A 15,514-nucleotide genomic window follows, 5' to 3' on the forward strand; every position below is an offset into this window, starting at 1 on the left:
GATCCCCATGGCAGCGACACCGCCGGACACCCGCACCCGCATCCTCCAGGCCGCGCTGGAGGAGTTCGCCGCGCGCGGCTACCACGCCACGTCGATCCGCGAGATCGCCGAACGCGTGGGCGTGACCAAGACGGCGGTGCTCTACCACTTCCCGGGGAAGGCCGAGATCGTCGGCGCACTGGCCGCGCCGATGCTGGAGGATCTCGACGCGGCCGTGGCCGCCGCCGCGCGGTCGGCCGAGCCGGTCGCGGCGAAGTGGGCCGTCATCGAGGGGCTCGTCGAGGTGTGGCTGGCCCACCGCTATCTGCTGCGCATGAACCTCTACGACCTGGCGCTGGCCGTCGAGAACACGATCTTCCACCGCTTCCGCGACGCCATGATGCGGGCGAACGCCCTGGTCGCGGGGCCCGACCCGGACTTCGAGCGGCAGGTGCGCGCCTCGCAGGCGATCGCGATGCTCTCCGACCCGATCGTCTTGTTCGCCGACGCCCCGGCCGGGGCCCTGCGCGCCGCGGTGCTGCGCGGGGTGCGCCTGCTGCTGGACGCCGCGCCGGACCTGTCCGCCGGGCGGACGGAGGGCTCCGCGCCGGACGGCCTCGCCCGCGCGGCGGCGGAGGTCCGCCTGCCGGACGGTCCCGGCCGGCCGGAGGACGGCGGCGCGGCGGACGCCCCCGCCCTGGTGGGGCGCGGCGCCTCCGGCGGCTCCGCCCCGCTGGGCGGCGGCGCGTCCGACGGTCTCGCGCTACCGGCGGAAAGCGGGGTGGGGCAGGCCGGAAACGACGCCGGAGCCGCCGCGGCGACCTCTGGAGTGGCCCGCGGGCGGCGGGGACGGCCGGGAGTGATGAGCCCGGCCATGGCCGAGACGGCCCGCCGCATGCACGCCGCAGGGAGCACCGCCGGCGAGATCGCCGCCGCGCTCGGCGTCTCCCGCGCCACCGTCTACCGGCACCTCCCCGGACCCGGCCAATAATGAGACAGTTTATTGAGACAATTTCGAGACAGCGTCGTCCCGGACGGGGATCAGGGTAGAGAGCCGGAGCGGAAGGGGTGGGCGCACGTGCACCGAGGTGAGCGTCCGGAGGGCGGCGCGCGACAGGAGGGGGCCGCGCGGCGGGCCACGGGGCAGGTGGAGGCCGGGCAGGGCGAGGTGGGGCAGGAGCGCGTGGGGCAGGAGCGCGTGGAGCAGGGGCGCGTGGAGCGGGAGGACGCGGGGGAGCGGTACGACGTCGTGGTGATCGGCGGGGCGGGCGTGGACACGACCGTCTACGTGCCCGAGCTGCCGCTGCCGTACGCCGACACCTACGGCGTGCCGCCCGTGGTCGACCGCATCGGCAACACCGGCAGCGGCGTCGTGCTCGGCTGCCACGCCCTCGGACTGCGGTCGCTGCTGATCGACCTGATCGGCGACGACCCGCAGGGAGCGCTGATCCGCGACCACCTCGCCGCGCGCGGCGCCGGCTTCGCCTGGGCGGTCGTCCCCGAGGGCACCCGGCGCAGCGTGCTCCTCGTCGGCCCCGACGGGCGGCGTACCTCGCTGTACGACGCCCGCGCGGCCGCCGGGCAGCGGCTGCCCGGCGGCCTCTACCGGCCCGCGATCCGCCGTGCCCGGCACGTCCACGTGTCGATCACCGACTTCTCCCGCCACCTGTACCCCGAGCTGCGCGAACTAGGCGTGCCCGTGTCGACCGACCTGCACGACTGGGACGGCGAGAACGACCACCACCGGGACTTCGCCTACGGCTCCGACCTGGTCTTCCTGTCCGCAGCCAAGCTCGCCGACCCCGTCGCGGTGATGCGCGCCATCGCCGCGCGCGGCCGGGCCACCACCGTCGTCTGCACCGCCGGAGCCGCCGGCGCCTACCTCCTGGAGGTCCCCCCAGGCGAGCTTGACGGACCCGCGGCGGTGGGGCCGGCGGGCGCGGGGGAGTGGGAGCGCGCCGCCTCCGCCGACGTGCGGCACTTCCCGGCCGCGCCCCTGACCGGGCCTGTCGTGGACGCCAACGGCGCCGGAGACGCCTTCGTGTCCGGTTTCCTCTACGGCCGGCTGCGCGGCCTGCCCGCCGCCGACTGCGTCCGCCTCGGCACCGTCGCCGGCGCCCACGCCTGCACCAGCGAGGGCACCCACGAGAACCCCATCGACGCGGGCACCCTGGCGCGTTCGTCCGAGACGGCCTGGCCGGGCCCGCTCACCAGCGGCTGACCGGGGGCGCCGTCCCCGGGCGCTCACCGTGCGCGCACCGTGCGCTCACCGGGCCGGGTCGGGGCCCGTTAGGACGCGCTCTCCCCGGGCAGAGGCCGTTGCCGTAGTCGCTGCCGGGGGCGGCCGAGGTTGGCGGCCGGTCCGGGCAGTGCGGACGCTAGGGGCGGGTCAACATGTCAGATGTCGTGCGAACGCTGGTCCCGGCGCGCCTGGACCGGTTGCCGTGGTCGCGGTTCCACACGCGGCTGGTCGTCGCGCTCGGAGTCGCGTGGGTGCTGGACGGGATGGAGATCACGATCGCCAGCGCGATCGGGTCGGTCCTGCAGGACAAGCACACACTCGGGCTGTCGGCGGTTCAGGTCGGGTTCACCGCCACCGTCTATCTCATCGGCCAGGTGGCGGGCGCGCTGGTCTTCGGCCGGCTGTCGGACCGCTTCGGACGCCGCAAGCTGTTCATCCTGACGCTCGCGCTGTACCTCGCCGCGAACGGCATCACCGCCTTCTCGCCGAACCTGGCCTTCCTGCTGGTCTTCCGGTTCTTCGCCGGCGCGGGCATCGGCGGCGAGTACGCCGCCATCCACTCGGCCATCGACGAGCTGATCCCCTCTCGCTACCGCGGCCGGGTCGACCTCGCGGTGAGCGGCACGTACTGGCTGGGCGCCATCATCGGCACCGCGAGCACCTACATCCTGCTCAACCCCGACCTCCTCCCGCTCAACCTGGGCTGGCGCCTCGGCCTGCTGATCGGCCCGGTGCTCGGCGCGGCCATCTGGGTGCTGCGGCGGCACCTGCCCGAGAGCCCCCGGTGGCTGCTCATGCACGGCAGGCACGAGGAGGCCGAGCAGGCCGCCGAGTCGGTGGAGAAGGCGGTGGCCGCCGGCGGGCACCGTCTGCCGCCGGTCGACGAGAGCAAGGCGCTGGAACTGCGCCCGCACGGGTCCCCGTCCTACCGGGAGATCATGCGCGTCGTCCTGCGGGAGTACCCGGGCCGCACCTTCCTGGGCGTGACCATGATGGTCAGCCAGTCCTTCCTCTACAACGCCATCTTCTTCACCTACGTGCTCGTGCTGAACACCTTCTACGGCGTGTCCCCCAACGACGCCTCGAAGTACCTGCTGGTCTTCGCGGTGGGCAACCTGGCCGGGCCGTTCATCCTCGGCCCGCTGTTCGACACCGTCGGGCGCCGGCCGATGATCTCCAGTACGTACATCGTCTCGGGAGTGCTGCTCGCGATCACCGGGTGGCTGTTCAAGCAGGGCGTGCTGACGGCGACGACGCAGACCATCCTGTGGTCGGTGATCTTCTTCGTGGCGTCGGCGGCGGCGAGTTCGGGGTACCTGACGGTGAGCGAGCTGTTCCCGCTGGAGATCAGGGCGCTGGCGATCGCGCTGTTCTTCTCGGTCGCCCAGGGCTTCGGCGCCCTCGGCCCGACGGTGTTCGGCGCGCTCATCGGCGACCAGGCCCACCCCGACCCGACCCGCCTGTTCTACGGTTACCTGTTCGCCTCGGCCCTCATGATCGGCGCCGGGCTGGTGGCGTGGTTCTTCGCGGTCAAGGCCGAGCGCCGGTCGCTGGAGGACCTCGCCCCGTCACTGTCGATGAGGGACGCCAGAACCAGTCCGGCCGCGGCCGGCTGACCCCCGCCCCCTCTGGAGCCGGAGCCCGAGCCGGCCCGCCCGCCGTCCGCGGCGGCGGGCCGAGCCCGGCTCCTGTCCAGGTGAGAGGGCATCGTAGGGTTCTCACGTGCAAACAAGGCAGAACGAGGACACCGCGGCCGCCGTGTGGATGGACGCGATGAAGATGTTCGCGCGGGCGCAGCCGAGCGGCTTCTCCCGCGACGGTGCGCACGGCACCTCGCAGGTGATCTCGGGCGCCGCGATGCCCCTGCTGAACGGGGTGTTCAGCAGCGCCCGGGAGCCCGACGCCGCCGAGATCGCGGCCTTCGCCGGGTCTCCGGAACTGCGGTCGATGCCGTGGAGCGTCCAGGTGCGCGGCGAGCGGTTCGACCCGCGCATCGCCGACACGGCCGCCGCTCACGGGCTGGCGCGGCGGTCCACATTGCCGTTCATGCTCAAGTCGCTGTCGCAGGCCGACGCGGCGGACGCCGAGGACGGCGCGTCCAAGGTGCGCCCGGTCGGCGGGGACGAAAGCGCGCTGTACCAGGCGATGCTGGCCGCCGGGTACGAGGGGCCGCCGTCGCTGTTCACCCCGATGTGCCTGCCGTCCGTCCTGGACCACCCCGCCATGCGCGCCTACGTCGCCGAGGAGGCGGGCGAGCCGGTGGCCACCTCGTTCGGCGTCTTCCTCGGCGACCACGTGGCGGTGTTCAACATCGCCGTCCTCCCGGCGCACCGGCGGCGCGGCCACGGCAGGGCCGCCACCGCGGCGGTGCTGCGCGACGGGTACGCGATCGGGGCGCGCACCGCGTTCCTGCACTCCAGCACGATGGGCGTCCCGCTGTACGAGAGCATGGGCTTCCACATCGCGGAGAACTGGACGACGTTCATCTCCTGACAGGCTCGCCATGGGTGAGTTGTCGCTACGCTGAGTGACCATGGTGAGGGTGGTCCGCAGTCTGGTGCCGGCGCGGCTCGACCGGCTGCCGTGGTCGGGGTACCACACGCGGCTGGTCGCGGCCCTCGGCATCGCCTGGGTCCTGGACGGCATGGAGATCACCATCGCGGGAGCGATCGGATCGGTGCTGCAGGACCGGCGCACGCTCGGGCTGTCGGCGGTCCAGGTCGGCTTCACCGCCACCGTCTACCTGATCGGCGAGGTCATCGGCGCGCTGGTCTTCGGCCGACTGTCGGACCGCTTCGGCAGGCGCAGGCTGTTCATCTTGACCCTGGGCCTGTACCTGGTCGCGAACGGCATCACCGCCTTCTCGCCGAACCTGCTGTTCCTGCTGTTCTTCCGCTTCCTGGCGGGCGCCGGCATCGGCGGGGAGTACTCGGCGATCCACTCGGCCGTCGACGAGCTGATCCCCTCCTACTACCGGGGCCGGGTCGACCTGGCCGTCAGCGGCACGTACTGGCTCGGGGCGATGCTCGGAACGGCGAGCACGTATGTGCTGCTGAACCCCGCGCTGCTGCCCGTCGACCTCGGCTGGCGCATCGGGCTGCTCATCGGCCCGGCGCTCGGCGCCGCCATCTGGGTGCTGCGCCGCCGCCTGCCCGAGAGCCCTCGGTGGCTGCTCATGCACGGCAGGGGGGAGGAGGCCGAGCGCGCGACCGGGGAGATCGAGGAGGCCGTGCGTCGCAGCGGCGGCGCGGTGCCCCCGGTGGACCCCGCCGGCGCGATGGACTTCCGCCCGCACGGCGCGCCGGCCTACCGCGAGATCCTGCGGGTGGTCCTGCGGCAGTACCCCCGGCGGACGATCCTCGGCGCGACGCTGATGATCAGCCAGTCGTTCCTCTACAACGCGATCTTCTTCACCTATGTGCTGGTGCTGAGCACCTTCTACGGCGTCTCCCCGCACGACGCCTCCAAGTACCTGTTCGCGTTCGCGGTGGGGAACCTGGCGGGGCCGCTGCTGCTGGGACGGTTCTTCGACACCCTCGGCCGCCGGGTGATGATCTCCTCCACCTACGTCTTCTCGGGGTTGCTGCTGGCGGTCACCGGGTGGCTGTTCAAGCAGGGGGCGCTGACGGCGACGACGCAGACCATCCTGTGGTCGGTGATCTTCTTCGTGGCGTCGGCGGCGGCCAGTTCGGGGTACCTGACGGTGAGCGAGCTGTTCCCGCTGGAGATCAGGGCGCTGGCGATCGCGCTGTTCTTCTCGGTCGCCCAGGGCTTCGGCGCCCTCGGCCCGACCGTGTTCGGCGCGCTCATCGGCGATCGCGCCCACCTCGACCCGGTCCGGCTGTTCTACGGCTACTCCTTCGCCGCGGCGCTGATGGTGTCGGCCGGAGCGGTGGCCTGGTTCCTCGCGGTGAACGCCGAGCGCAGGTCCCTGGAAGAGGTCACCCGTCCCCTGTCGTCGACCTGACCCGGCTCGCCCCTGCCTGACCCTCCCGGAGCCGGTCCCCCTCGCCGTCGTCCTCCCGCCGAGGCGGGTCCGAGCCCCGCCGCCGGCCCCGGGCGTGCCCGTCAGTCCGCCACGCACGCCTCGGGCGTCTTGGACGGCGTGCCGGTCTTCCAGCTCGTCACCGCCACAGCGAGGTAGTCGCCGAACGCCTCGCCGATGGCGCCCGACTCCAGGGTCGTGCCGAACCCGGTGACCTGGCCGTCCTGCACCGAGTGGCCGTACTCGTGGACGATCATCTCGGCGTCCTCGGCGTCCTCGGCGTCCTCGGCGTCCTCGGCGTCCTCAGCGTCGTCCACGCCGCCCTTGCCGAGCGTGATGTCGGCCTTGTCGTCCCGGAAGAAGGAGTTGTCGCCGCCGTACTGGTTGATCCGCAGTTCGATCTGGCGCTGGTTGACCGGGCGCAGCGTGGAGCCGAAGCCCGGCGACCGGATGTACCTCTGCGCCGTGGTCACCCAGTAGTAGCCCATCACCTGCTCGAACTGGTCGCTGTCACGGTGCCAGGCGGGGAAGGCGCCGTTCACGGTCCTGGCGGCGTTGCCGGTCTCGCTTTCACGCGGACGTAGCGTCCGGTCAGCGTGCCGGAGCCGTCCAGGTCGGTGAGCGCCACGGTCCGGTAGGCGGCGGCGAAGGCCGCGCTGTCGCGGTCCTTGTCGTCGGTGAGGGTCTCATCACCCGAGCTCTGCACGGGGTTGGGAGAGAAGACGGTGGCCGAGGGGCCGGCGGCGTGGGCGGTTCCAGGGGCGAGTAGCGCGGTGGCGGAGGCCAGGGCCAGGCAGGCGACGGCTGTGCGGCGTCGGGGGGGTCACGGAGATTCCTCCTATAGCGAGCGGAACGTCCGTAAATGTACGAGCGTGACCGCGCACTTGTCGCCCACCACTCCGAGCGTGCTCGCGGGCGCCGGGTGAGGCGCCCGCGAGCGGAGTTCCCATGAACGTCGCATCGGGTCGCGACGACCTCCATGGCGCTCGCCCGCCGGCCGAGGGAGGCTGGACGCGGACGAGACGTTCTTCAGCTTCGCACGCTCCCGCGCCGCCGGGCGCACCCGGCGGCGCGACACGCGACCCTCGCCGCGGCCGCCGGCACGCCGCCGATGGGCGTCGCGGCGCCTGCCGCACCGGCCTCTCGGCGGGACGCCGGTACACGCCGGCGGTGCGTGGTCAGGGGCGGAGGGCGGCGGCCTCGGCGGCGAGTTTCTCCACGCGGGCGTAGTCGCCGGTGGCCAGCGCGTCGGCGGGGGTCAGCCAGGTGCCGCCGACGCAGCCGACGTTCGGCAACGCCAGGAACTCGGCCGCGGTCTCGGGCCGGATGCCGCCCGTCGGGCAGAAGCGCACCTCGGGGAGCGGCCCGGCGAGCGCCTTGAGGTAGGGAATGCCGCCGGCCGGCACCGCCGGGAAGAACTTCAGCTCGGTCAGGCCGTGCTCGGCCAGGGCCATGACCTCCGAGGCGGTGGAGGCGCCCGGCAGGAACGGCACGCCGCTGCCGAGCATCGCCTCCAGCAGGGCGGGCGTGCCGCCGGGGCTCACCAGGAAACGCGCGCCCGCCTCGGCCGACGCCGTCACGTCGGCGGGCGTCCGCACGGTGCCGGCGCCGATGACGGCGTCCGGAACCTCCGCCGCGATCCTGGCGATGGCCTCCAGAGCGCACGGGGTGCGCAGAGTGACCTCGATGGCGGGAAGGCCGCCCGCCACCAGCGCCCGCGCCAGGGGGACCGCGGTCTCCACCCGGTCGATCACGACGACCGGGACGACGGGGGCGAGGTCGAGGATGCTCACGAGGCGGTGCTCCTTGCTTCGTGGGACGCCTGCGAGGCGGCGTCCGCGATGCCGGACGAGGATGGCCGGGACGGTGCGGAGGCGTCCGCGGTGCCGGCGCCAGATGGCCGGGACGGGGCGGGGGAGTTCGCGGGGCCGGCCGGGGATGGCCGGGAAGAAGAGGGGGCGGCCGGGGTGTCGAGGCCGGACTTCCGCTGGGCGAGCCAGGCGGCGGCGCCGGTCAGGGCGGGTTGCTCCGCCACGATCGCGGTGGTCGCGATGCCGGTGAGATAGCCCGACAGGACGAGATTGGCCTCGAACCTGCGGCGGAAGTCGCTGCCGTTGATGCGGTTCACCATCCGCGGCACGATCCCACCCCCGAGGTACACCCCGCCGTGCGCTCCCAGCGTCAGGGCGACGTTGGCCGCGAAGCTTCCCAGAAGCCCGCAGAACACCTCAACGGTACGCGCGCACAGCGAGTCGTCCAGCCGGGCCACGATCTCGGAGGCGGGAAGCGGAGCGACGGGGGTGCCCTCGACGAGCGCGAGCCCGTGGCGGAGGCGCACGAGGCCGGGCCCGGACAGCAGGTGCTCGGCGTCCACGAAGCTCATGCCGTCGGCGCGCAGCGCCCGGACGATCTCGAACTCCAGGTCGGTGACGACCGGCGCCGAGACGTGCCCGCCCTCGCCCGGAACCGGCACCCAGCCGCTGCGCGCGGGCACCAGTCCGGCGACGCCCAGCCCGGTGCCGGGGCCGAGCACCGCCTTGACCATGTACGGGGCGGGCTCGGGGCCGCCGAGTGAGGCCAGCTCGCCGGCGCCCAGGTGGGGCAGGGCCAGCGCGAGGGCCTCGAAGTCGTTGAGCAGTTCCACGTGCGCGATGCCGAGGGCCGAGACCGAGCCGGACCAGGAGGCGTTGGTCAGCCGGTAACGGTCGGCGTGGACCGGCCCGGCGATGGCGAGGGACGCGGCGGCCACCCGCACGCCGCCGCCGTGGTGGGTCAGGTAGTGCTCCACCGCCGCCGCGAGGCCGTCGAACTCGGCCACAGGAAGCACCGCGATCCGTCCGGGACGTCCGCCCGGCCGCGTGAGGAGCCCGAAGCGGGCGTTGGTGCCGCCGATGTCGGCGACCAGCCACGGGTGTCCGGGGGTAGGCGCGGCGCTCATGCCCGCGCCTCCCGGCCGCCGGGAACGCCGCCGGCCCCCGAAGCCGCGGCGTTCCCGGCCGCCGAAAGCGCGCCGCCGGCCCCAAGGACGTCGCCCGCCGAGACCACGCGACCGGCCACGAGCACGTCGCCCGTCGCGGTCGCGTCACCGGCCACGAGCACGTCGCCCGCCGGGTGCCCTGCACCCGTCCGGAGAGCGCCGCCGGCCGGGAGCGGGGTGCCGGCGCCTTCGGCGCCGCTGATGGCGAAGATGCCGGCGCCGCGGTCCGCGGGGGCGGCGGCGCGGCGGAACGCGGCGAACAGCTCGCGCCCGGTGCCCACCCACTCGTCGTCCCGCAGAGGCCGGCCCTGCGGCGTGCGGGCGGCCAGCTCCTCGGCGGGGACCAGCACGTCGAGCGTCCCGGCGGCCGAGTCGAGCCGGACCAGGTCGCCGTCGCGGACCAGGGCGATCGGGCCGCCGTCGGCCGCCTCGGGCGACAGGTGGATGGCGGCCGGCACCTTGCCCGACGCTCCGGACATCCGGCCGTCGGTGACCAGCGCGACGCGTTGTCCCCGGTCCAGCAGGACCGCGAGCGGCGGCGTCAGTTTGTGCAGCTCGGGCATGCCATTGGCGCTCGGCCCCTGGTAGCGGATGACGGCGACGAAGTCCTGCCCGTCCAGCGCGCCCGCCTGGAAGGCGGCCATCAGTTCGGCCTGGTCGTCGAACACCATCGCCGGCGCCTCGATCACCAGGTGCTCGGGCTTGACCGCCGAGACCTTGCTGACGGCGCGGCCGAGGTTCCCGCTGACCATGTGGATGCCGCCGTCGGAGGAGAACGGCTTTGCCGCCGGGCGCAGCACGTCGAGGTCGGCGCTGACCGACGGGCGCTCCTCCCAGACGACCTGGCCCTCCTTGAGCTCCGCGCCGCTGCGGTACAGGCCGAGGCCGCGGCCGGCGACGGTGAGCACGTCCTGGTGGAGCAGCCCGTTGTCCAGCAGGTCGCCGATGAGGGCCTGCATGCCGCCCGCCGCGTGGAAGTGGTTCACGTCGGCCTGCCCGTTGGGGTACATGCGCGTCAACAGGGGGACCACGCGGGACAGGGCGGCGAGGTCGTCCCACAGCAGTTCGACGCCGGCCGCGGCGGCGATGGCGACCAGGTGCATGGTGTGGTTGGTGGAGCCGCCGGTGGCCAGCAGCGCGACGGCGGCGTTGACCAGCGCCTTCTCGTCGACCACGTGCGCGACCGGGGTGTACTCCTCGCCGTGCGCGGTGATCTCGACGGCGCGCCGGGCCGCGGCGCGGGTGAGGCCGTCGCGCAGTTCGGTGCCGGGGTTGACGAAGGTCGCGCCGGGCAGGTGCAGGCCCATGACCTCCATGAGCACCTGGTTGGAGTTGGCGGTGCCGTAGAAGGTGCAGGTGCCGGGGGAGTGGTAGGACGCGGCCTCGGCGTCGAGCATCTCACCGCGCCCGATCTTGCCCTCGGCGAACGACTGCCGGGCGCGCGCCTTGACCTTGTTCGGCAGGCCGGACGGCATGGGCCCCGCCGGGACGAAGACGGCGGGCAGGTGCCCGAAGTGCAGGGCGCCGATCAGCAGGCCGGGGACGATCTTGTCGCAGACGCCGAGCAGCAGCGACGCGTCGAACATGTCGTGCGACAGCGCGATCGCCGTGGACATGGCGATGACCTCGCGGCTGTAGAGCGACAGCTCCATGCCGGCGCGGCCCTGGGTGACGCCGTCGCACATCGCGGGGACCCCGCCGGCGACCTGGGCGACCCCGCCCGCCTCCCGCACGGCGTCCTTGAGCACCGGCGGGTAGCTCTCGAACGGCTGGTGCGCCGAAAGCATGTCGTTGTAGGAGGTGACGATCGCGACGCCGGGCCGCTCGGTGCCGCGCAGGATCAGCTTGTCGGCGGGGGAGCAGGCGGCGAAGCCGTGGGCGAGGTTGGCGCAGCCGAGCCCGGCGCGGGCGGGGCCCCGCTCGCGGGCCTCCTCGGCGGCGGCCGCGACGCGGCGCAGATAGGCCGCTCGGGTACGGGCGCTGCGCTCGACGAGCCGCTCGGTGACCTCTTGGACGGTGCGGTGCACGGCAGGTGACGTGGGTGCTGGATCAGCAGACACGGGAGCGGCTCCATAGATCGACCAAGGCGGGACAGAACGGACACTAGCCCGATCTTTGGTCTCCCACAACCACAGTTCTGCCATTTGAGATGAGGAACTTAGGAATTTTGGATTACAAAAGAGGTGTGATTGACTTGCCCGGTGGGTCGACGATCAGCTTCCACGCTCGCCAGCGGCGGTGAGGTGCTTCACCTCATCCGCAGCGGCGAGGCCGTGACCCGGGCCGACATCGGGCGGATCACCGGGCTCTCCCGTCCCGCCGTGGCACTGCGGGTCGCCGGGCTGCTCGACCACGGCCTGGTGGTGGAGCACACCGACGGACCGTCCACCGGAGGCCGCCCGCCGGCCCGGCTCGCCTTCAACGCCACCGGGGGCGTCGTCCTGGTGGCCTCCCTCGGCGCCAGCCGCACCCAGATCGCCCTGTGCGACCTGGCCGGCCGCGAGCTGGCGCGCACCGATCTGGAGATCGACGTCGAGCGCGGCCCCGACGTGGTGCTGCCCCTGCTGATGGACGTGTGGGCCGACCTGCTGGAAGGCCGCCCGATGTCGTCGGTCAAGGGCGTCGGCCTCGGCGTCCCGGCCACCGTCGAGTTCGCGGCCGGCCGCACCGAGAGCGCCCGCGTCATGGCGAGCTGGACCGGCGTGGTGATCCCGCCGGTCATCTCCGCCCGCTACCCCGTGCCGGTCTTCGTGGACAACGACGTCAACGTCATCGCGATGGGCGAATACCGCGAGGCGTACGCGCCGGAGGTCTCCGACCTGCTGTTCGTCAAGGTGTCCACCCGCATCGGCGCGGGGGTGGTCGCCGGCGGCGAGATCCTGCGCGGCGCGCTCGGCGCGGCGGGGGAGATCGGCCACATCCCCGTCCGCGACGGCGGGGGAGTGCTGTGCCGGTGCGGCAACGTCGACTGCGTCGACTCGGTGGCCAGCGGCACGGCCATTCTGCGCGACCTGCGGGCGAGCGGGCGCGACGTCGACTCGCTGTCGGACGTGGTCGCGCTGGTGCGCGCGGGGGACGCCGAGACGATGACCGTGGTGCGCAGGGCGGGACGGCTGCTCGGCGAGGTGATCGCGAGCGCGGTCAACCTGCTCAACCCGGCCGTGGTGGTGCTCGGCGGCGACGTCGCCGAGCGCTTCCAGCCGCTGGTGTCGGGGGTGCGCGAGGTCGTCTACCGGCGCTCGACGGCGCTGTCCACCCGCAGCCTGCGCATCGAGCGCAGCCGCCTCGGCCAGAGCGCGGGCATCACCGGCTGCGCCCTCATGGTCATCGACCACATACTGGCGCCCGAGGCGGTGGACGCCGCCATCGAGGGGGTCAGCGCGGGCACAGCAGCAGGCTCAGTGCCCGCTCCAGCTCATGCGCCCCTTCGACCGGCGCCGGCCAGGGGATCCGGATGAGCGTCGTGTCCTCGGAGTCCGAACGCACCGTCGCGCCGTAGCGGTCGAGCTCCCACAGCCACGGCTCGCGCACCGGCTCGCCCGTCAGCGTCCGGACGGCCCGCGCGAGCTGCTCGCGGTGCGCCTCGTTCACGTGGCGGAGCATGCGCTCGGCCGCGTCGTGCACCGGGCCGGGGCCGGCGGCCAGGTACTCCTCGGCGTCCAGCATTCCCGACTCCCGGCCGGTCAGGTAGATCACGTAGCCGACGTCGACGCGGAACAGGCGCGGGCCGGCCGGATCGCCTTCCACGGCGGCGAACAGCGCCTCGTCCGGGCATCGGGCGGACACCGCCACGGCGGCCTCCCGCAGGCCCTCGGGCGGCACCGCCTGCGCCCATCCCTGCACCTTCAGCAGGCCGCGCGGGTACTCGACCCCGGCCAGGGTCCGGGTCGCCGACAGGTCCACGGTCACCACGGCGTCGTCCCCCGCGCGCAGGCCGTGCAGGGCTTCGCCGGGCTTGACCAGCAGCAGCGGCCGACCCGTGCCGTCGACGCAGCCCCGGGCGGGCCCGGCCGAGCCGTCCAGCGACACATGGGTGGGCGCGGCGGCGTCGGCGAGACCGCGGACGCGCTCGGGAATCGGGGGCACCTTCACATGCATGGGCGTCGGCTCCTCGGTTCGCAGGGGCGGCGCAGGACGCTTGGCGGTGCGTCACGCGCCGGGGCGGGAGGCGGCGGTGGCGCCGCCTCTTCGACTATGGTTAGGCTTGCCTAACTAAGGCTTACCTAACCACAGTGAGGTCGACATGCGCTACACCGGACCCAAGGTCCGCCTGTCCCGCCGTGCGGGCGTCCCCCTGACCCGCAAGGCGGTGCGCTATTTCGAGCAGCGGCCCTACCCGCCCGGCGAGCACGGCCGCAAGACCAGCCGCCGCACCGCCGGCGACTACGGGGTGCGCCAGATGGAGAAGCAGAAGCTCCGCTGGTACTACGACGTGTCCGAGCGGCAGATGCGCAGGTACTGGGCCCTCGCGCTGCGCCGGCCCGGGCGTTCGGGCGCCGAGCTGGTGACGCTGCTGGAGTCCCGCCTGGCCTCCCTGGTGTTGCGGGCCGGCCTCGCCCCGTCCATCTACGCGGCCCGCCAGTACGTCACCCACGGCCACATCGCCGTCGACGGCCGCAAGGTCGACATTCCCAGCTATCTGGTGCGGCCAGGCCAGACCGTCGCCGTGCGCGAGAGGTCGCGCGGCATGCAGCCGTTCGTGGCCGCCGCCGAGGGCGTGTACGCCGACGAGATCACCGCGCCGTACCTGGAGACCGACCTGGGTCAACTGCGCTTCACGCTGCTCGCCACGCCCGAACGCGCGCAGGTGCGCGTCCCGGTCGACGAGCAGCTCGTCGTCGAGCACTACTCCCGCTGAGCCGCCCGGCCGGGTATGGCCGGACACACCACTCGGCGTGGATCCGGCGCGCTCACGTGGCGCTCACCGCAGGTCCGGCCGGTGTGGCCCTCGGCGTCAGGAGTGCGCTGTCAGCGCAGGGTGGGGGCGTCCTCGCGAGAGGGGAGGGCCGCGCGCAGCGCCGCGATCTCGGCGCGCAGCGCGGCCAGCTCGGCGGCCACCCCCGCGACGGCGTCATCCCCCGTGCCCTGGGATCGCGCCACGGGGCCGGCGATGCCCTGGACCGCCTCGTCCGGGGCCTGGACGGGGCTCTCGTCGCGCTCGCGCTGGTGCTCCTCCTCCATCGCGCTCACCACCACGGCGATGAACAGGTTCAGCACGACGAAGGTGCAGATCAGCACGAACACCACGAAGAACGCCCATGCCGACGGGTGCTGCTCCATGACGCGCCGGTTGATGTCCGACCAGCCGTCCCCGGTCATCACCTGGAACAGCGTGAACAGCGACGTCGGCAGGTCGCCGAAATACTCGGGCGCCGTCGCGCCGTACAGCTTGGTGCCCATCACCGAGGCCACGTAGAGCACCAGCCCGAGCAGCATGGCGATCGAGGTCATCCCCGGGATCGCCGTGAGCAGGGCCGCCACCACGCGGCGCAGGCTCGGCACCACCGAGATCAGCCGCAGCGCGCGCAGGATGCGCAGCGCTCGCAGCACCGACAGCCCGCCCGCCGTCGGCAGGAACGACACGGCCACGATCACCGTGTCGAACAGGTTCCACGGATCCAGCACGAACCGCGCCCGGTAGACGTACATCTTCGCCAGCAGCTCGGCGACGAACACGTACAGCGCGGCATGGTCCACCACGTGCAGCACCGAGCCGTACGCCGCCGTCGCCTCCGGCGAGGTCTCCACCCCCAGGGTCGCCGCGTTGACCACGATCACGACGATGATCGCGCGCTGGAACCACGCCGATTCGATGACATGGCGGACACGTTCACGCATAGGGGCGAGCACTCCAGAGGTTCATGGACCGGAATGCGCAAGATCCTAGAGCGTGCGCGGCCACGACCGTGTCCCGCCCGGCGCCGGCACCGTCATCGGGCGGCGCGTGACGACCGCCCTGTTTCCGGTGGGGACGGCGCCCCGCAGCCGGGGCCGGAGGGGTTCGCACGAGACCGATGGCGCCCCCCGCGCCGGGCGGAAGGCCCAGGAAGCCGCCGTGGATCAGTGGGGCGGGCCGTACGGCTCGATCGGGGGGTCGGCGAAGGGGCCCTCGCCGGGCGGGGTGACGCGATGACCCGCCTGCTCGGTGACGCGCACGGCGTACAACCCCTGGCCCGGGTCGAGCGGCACCAGCCCGTAGGCGGTGTCCACCTCCTCCTCGCTCAGGCCGAGCCTGCGCATGGCTCCCTCGAGGGTCGCCTCCGCCGGCGGCAGTTCCACGGTGACCAGGACCATGCGGCCCACGCTACGCGTCCCCGCCCCGCCCGTACAC

General features: G+C 73.4%; 15 protein-coding genes. 7 read left to right on the forward strand and 8 right to left on the reverse strand.

The window, feature by feature from the left end; translation table 11 throughout:
• The first annotated feature begins 7 nt into the window (after positions 1–7).
• From ACWEN6_RS28510 to ACWEN6_RS28530, 5 genes are all read left to right on the forward strand, one after another.
• Complete coding sequence (locus tag ACWEN6_RS28510; RefSeq protein ID WP_452574451.1) at positions 8–970, forward strand: TetR family transcriptional regulator; 963 nt, start codon at positions 8–10, stop codon at positions 968–970.
• 87 nt (positions 971–1,057) lie between these two features.
• On the forward strand, positions 1,058–2,200 hold the full coding sequence (locus ACWEN6_RS28515) for a carbohydrate kinase family protein (protein ID WP_452574453.1): 1,143 nt from the start codon (positions 1,058–1,060) through the stop codon (positions 2,198–2,200).
• Between the two features lie 185 nt (positions 2,201–2,385).
• Complete coding sequence (locus ACWEN6_RS28520; protein ID WP_452574455.1) at positions 2,386–3,837, forward strand: MFS transporter; 1,452 nt, start codon at positions 2,386–2,388, stop codon at positions 3,835–3,837.
• Positions 3,838–3,943: 106 nt separating this feature from the next.
• Positions 3,944–4,714, forward strand: coding sequence for a GNAT family N-acetyltransferase (locus ACWEN6_RS28525; RefSeq protein ID WP_452574457.1), 771 nt, complete (start codon positions 3,944–3,946; stop codon positions 4,712–4,714).
• 40 nt (positions 4,715–4,754) lie between these two features.
• A complete protein-coding gene (locus ACWEN6_RS28530; RefSeq protein ID WP_452574459.1) occupies positions 4,755–6,188 on the forward strand; it encodes an MFS transporter in 1,434 nt (477 codons plus the stop codon).
• A 101-nt stretch (positions 6,189–6,289) separates the two neighbouring features.
• On the opposite strand, the gene ACWEN6_RS28535 is transcribed toward ACWEN6_RS28530, so the two are convergent.
• The 5 genes from ACWEN6_RS28535 to edd form a co-directional block, all read right to left on the reverse strand.
• Entirely contained in the window at positions 6,290–6,748 is a 459-nt protein-coding gene (locus tag ACWEN6_RS28535; RefSeq protein WP_452574461.1) for a hypothetical protein, read from the reverse strand.
• A complete protein-coding gene (locus ACWEN6_RS28540) occupies positions 6,745–6,912 on the reverse strand; it encodes a hypothetical protein (RefSeq protein ID WP_452574463.1) in 168 nt (55 codons plus the stop codon). The genes ACWEN6_RS28535 and ACWEN6_RS28540 overlap by 4 nt, the downstream gene beginning before the upstream one ends.
• Before the next feature lie 472 nt (positions 6,913–7,384).
• Positions 7,385–7,999 carry a bifunctional 4-hydroxy-2-oxoglutarate aldolase/2-dehydro-3-deoxy-phosphogluconate aldolase gene (gene eda / locus ACWEN6_RS28545; protein WP_452574464.1) on the reverse strand — a complete coding sequence of 205 codons (615 nt, stop codon included), beginning with the start codon at positions 7,997–7,999 and terminating at the stop codon, positions 7,385–7,387.
• Positions 7,996–9,144 carry a glucokinase gene (locus tag ACWEN6_RS28550; RefSeq protein ID WP_452574466.1) on the reverse strand — a complete coding sequence of 383 codons (1,149 nt, stop codon included), beginning with the start codon at positions 9,142–9,144 and terminating at the stop codon, positions 7,996–7,998. Before ACWEN6_RS28550 ends, eda begins: the two co-directional genes overlap by 4 nt.
• Complete coding sequence (edd, locus tag ACWEN6_RS28555) at positions 9,141–11,243, reverse strand: phosphogluconate dehydratase (RefSeq protein ID WP_452574468.1); 2,103 nt, start codon at positions 11,241–11,243, stop codon at positions 9,141–9,143. The genes ACWEN6_RS28550 and edd overlap by 4 nt, the downstream gene beginning before the upstream one ends.
• Positions 11,244–11,384: 141 nt before the next feature.
• On the opposite strand from edd, the gene ACWEN6_RS28560 reads away from it, so the two are divergent.
• Positions 11,385–12,641: an ROK family transcriptional regulator gene (locus tag ACWEN6_RS28560; protein ID WP_354924369.1), complete on the forward strand. Its 1,257-nt coding sequence runs from the start codon at positions 11,385–11,387 to the stop codon at positions 12,639–12,641.
• Here the strand turns inward: ACWEN6_RS28560 and ACWEN6_RS28565 are convergent.
• On the reverse strand, positions 12,559–13,281 hold the full coding sequence (locus ACWEN6_RS28565) for a DUF2470 domain-containing protein (RefSeq protein ID WP_452574470.1): 723 nt from the start codon (positions 13,279–13,281) through the stop codon (positions 12,559–12,561). The genes ACWEN6_RS28560 and ACWEN6_RS28565 overlap by 83 nt on opposite strands.
• 145 nt (positions 13,282–13,426) lie before the next feature.
• On the opposite strand from ACWEN6_RS28565, the gene rpsD reads away from it, so the two are divergent.
• Positions 13,427–14,041, forward strand: a complete 615-nt coding sequence (gene rpsD / locus ACWEN6_RS28570) for a 30S ribosomal protein S4 (RefSeq protein WP_452574472.1) — start codon at positions 13,427–13,429, stop codon at positions 14,039–14,041.
• A 110-nt stretch (positions 14,042–14,151) separates the two neighbouring features.
• Here rpsD and ACWEN6_RS28575 read toward each other — a convergent pair whose 3' ends face one another.
• Entirely contained in the window at positions 14,152–15,021 is an 870-nt protein-coding gene (locus tag ACWEN6_RS28575; protein WP_452574474.1) for an ion transporter, read from the reverse strand.
• 222 nt (positions 15,022–15,243) lie between these two features.
• Positions 15,244–15,477 (reverse strand): hypothetical protein, encoded by a 234-nt coding sequence (locus ACWEN6_RS28580; protein ID WP_452574476.1) that lies wholly within the window; start codon positions 15,475–15,477, stop codon positions 15,244–15,246.
• Positions 15,478–15,514: the final 37 nt, after the last annotated feature.

This window comes from Sphaerisporangium sp. NPDC004334, from assembly GCF_053602655.1.

Bases quoted from the DNA above. Each gene is read 5' to 3' on its own strand.
- ACWEN6_RS28550 (WP_452574466.1), bottom strand. From the start codon at position 9,144: ATGAGCGCCGCGCCTACCCCCGGACACCCGTGGCTGGTCGCCGACATC.
- ACWEN6_RS28565 (WP_452574470.1), bottom strand. From the start codon at position 13,281: ATGCATGTGAAGGTGCCCCCGATTCCCGAGCGCGTCCGCGGTCTCGCC.
- ACWEN6_RS28575 (WP_452574474.1), bottom strand. From the start codon at position 15,021: ATGCGTGAACGTGTCCGCCATGTCATCGAATCGGCGTGGTTCCAGCGC.
- ACWEN6_RS28530 (WP_452574459.1), top strand. From the start codon at position 4,755: ATGGTGAGGGTGGTCCGCAGTCTGGTGCCGGCGCGGCTCGACCGGCTG.
- ACWEN6_RS28580 (WP_452574476.1), bottom strand. From the start codon at position 15,477: ATGGTCCTGGTCACCGTGGAACTGCCGCCGGCGGAGGCGACCCTCGAG.
- rpsD (WP_452574472.1), top strand. From the start codon at position 13,427: ATGCGCTACACCGGACCCAAGGTCCGCCTGTCCCGCCGTGCGGGCGTC.
- ACWEN6_RS28510 (WP_452574451.1), top strand. From the start codon at position 8: ATGGCAGCGACACCGCCGGACACCCGCACCCGCATCCTCCAGGCCGCG.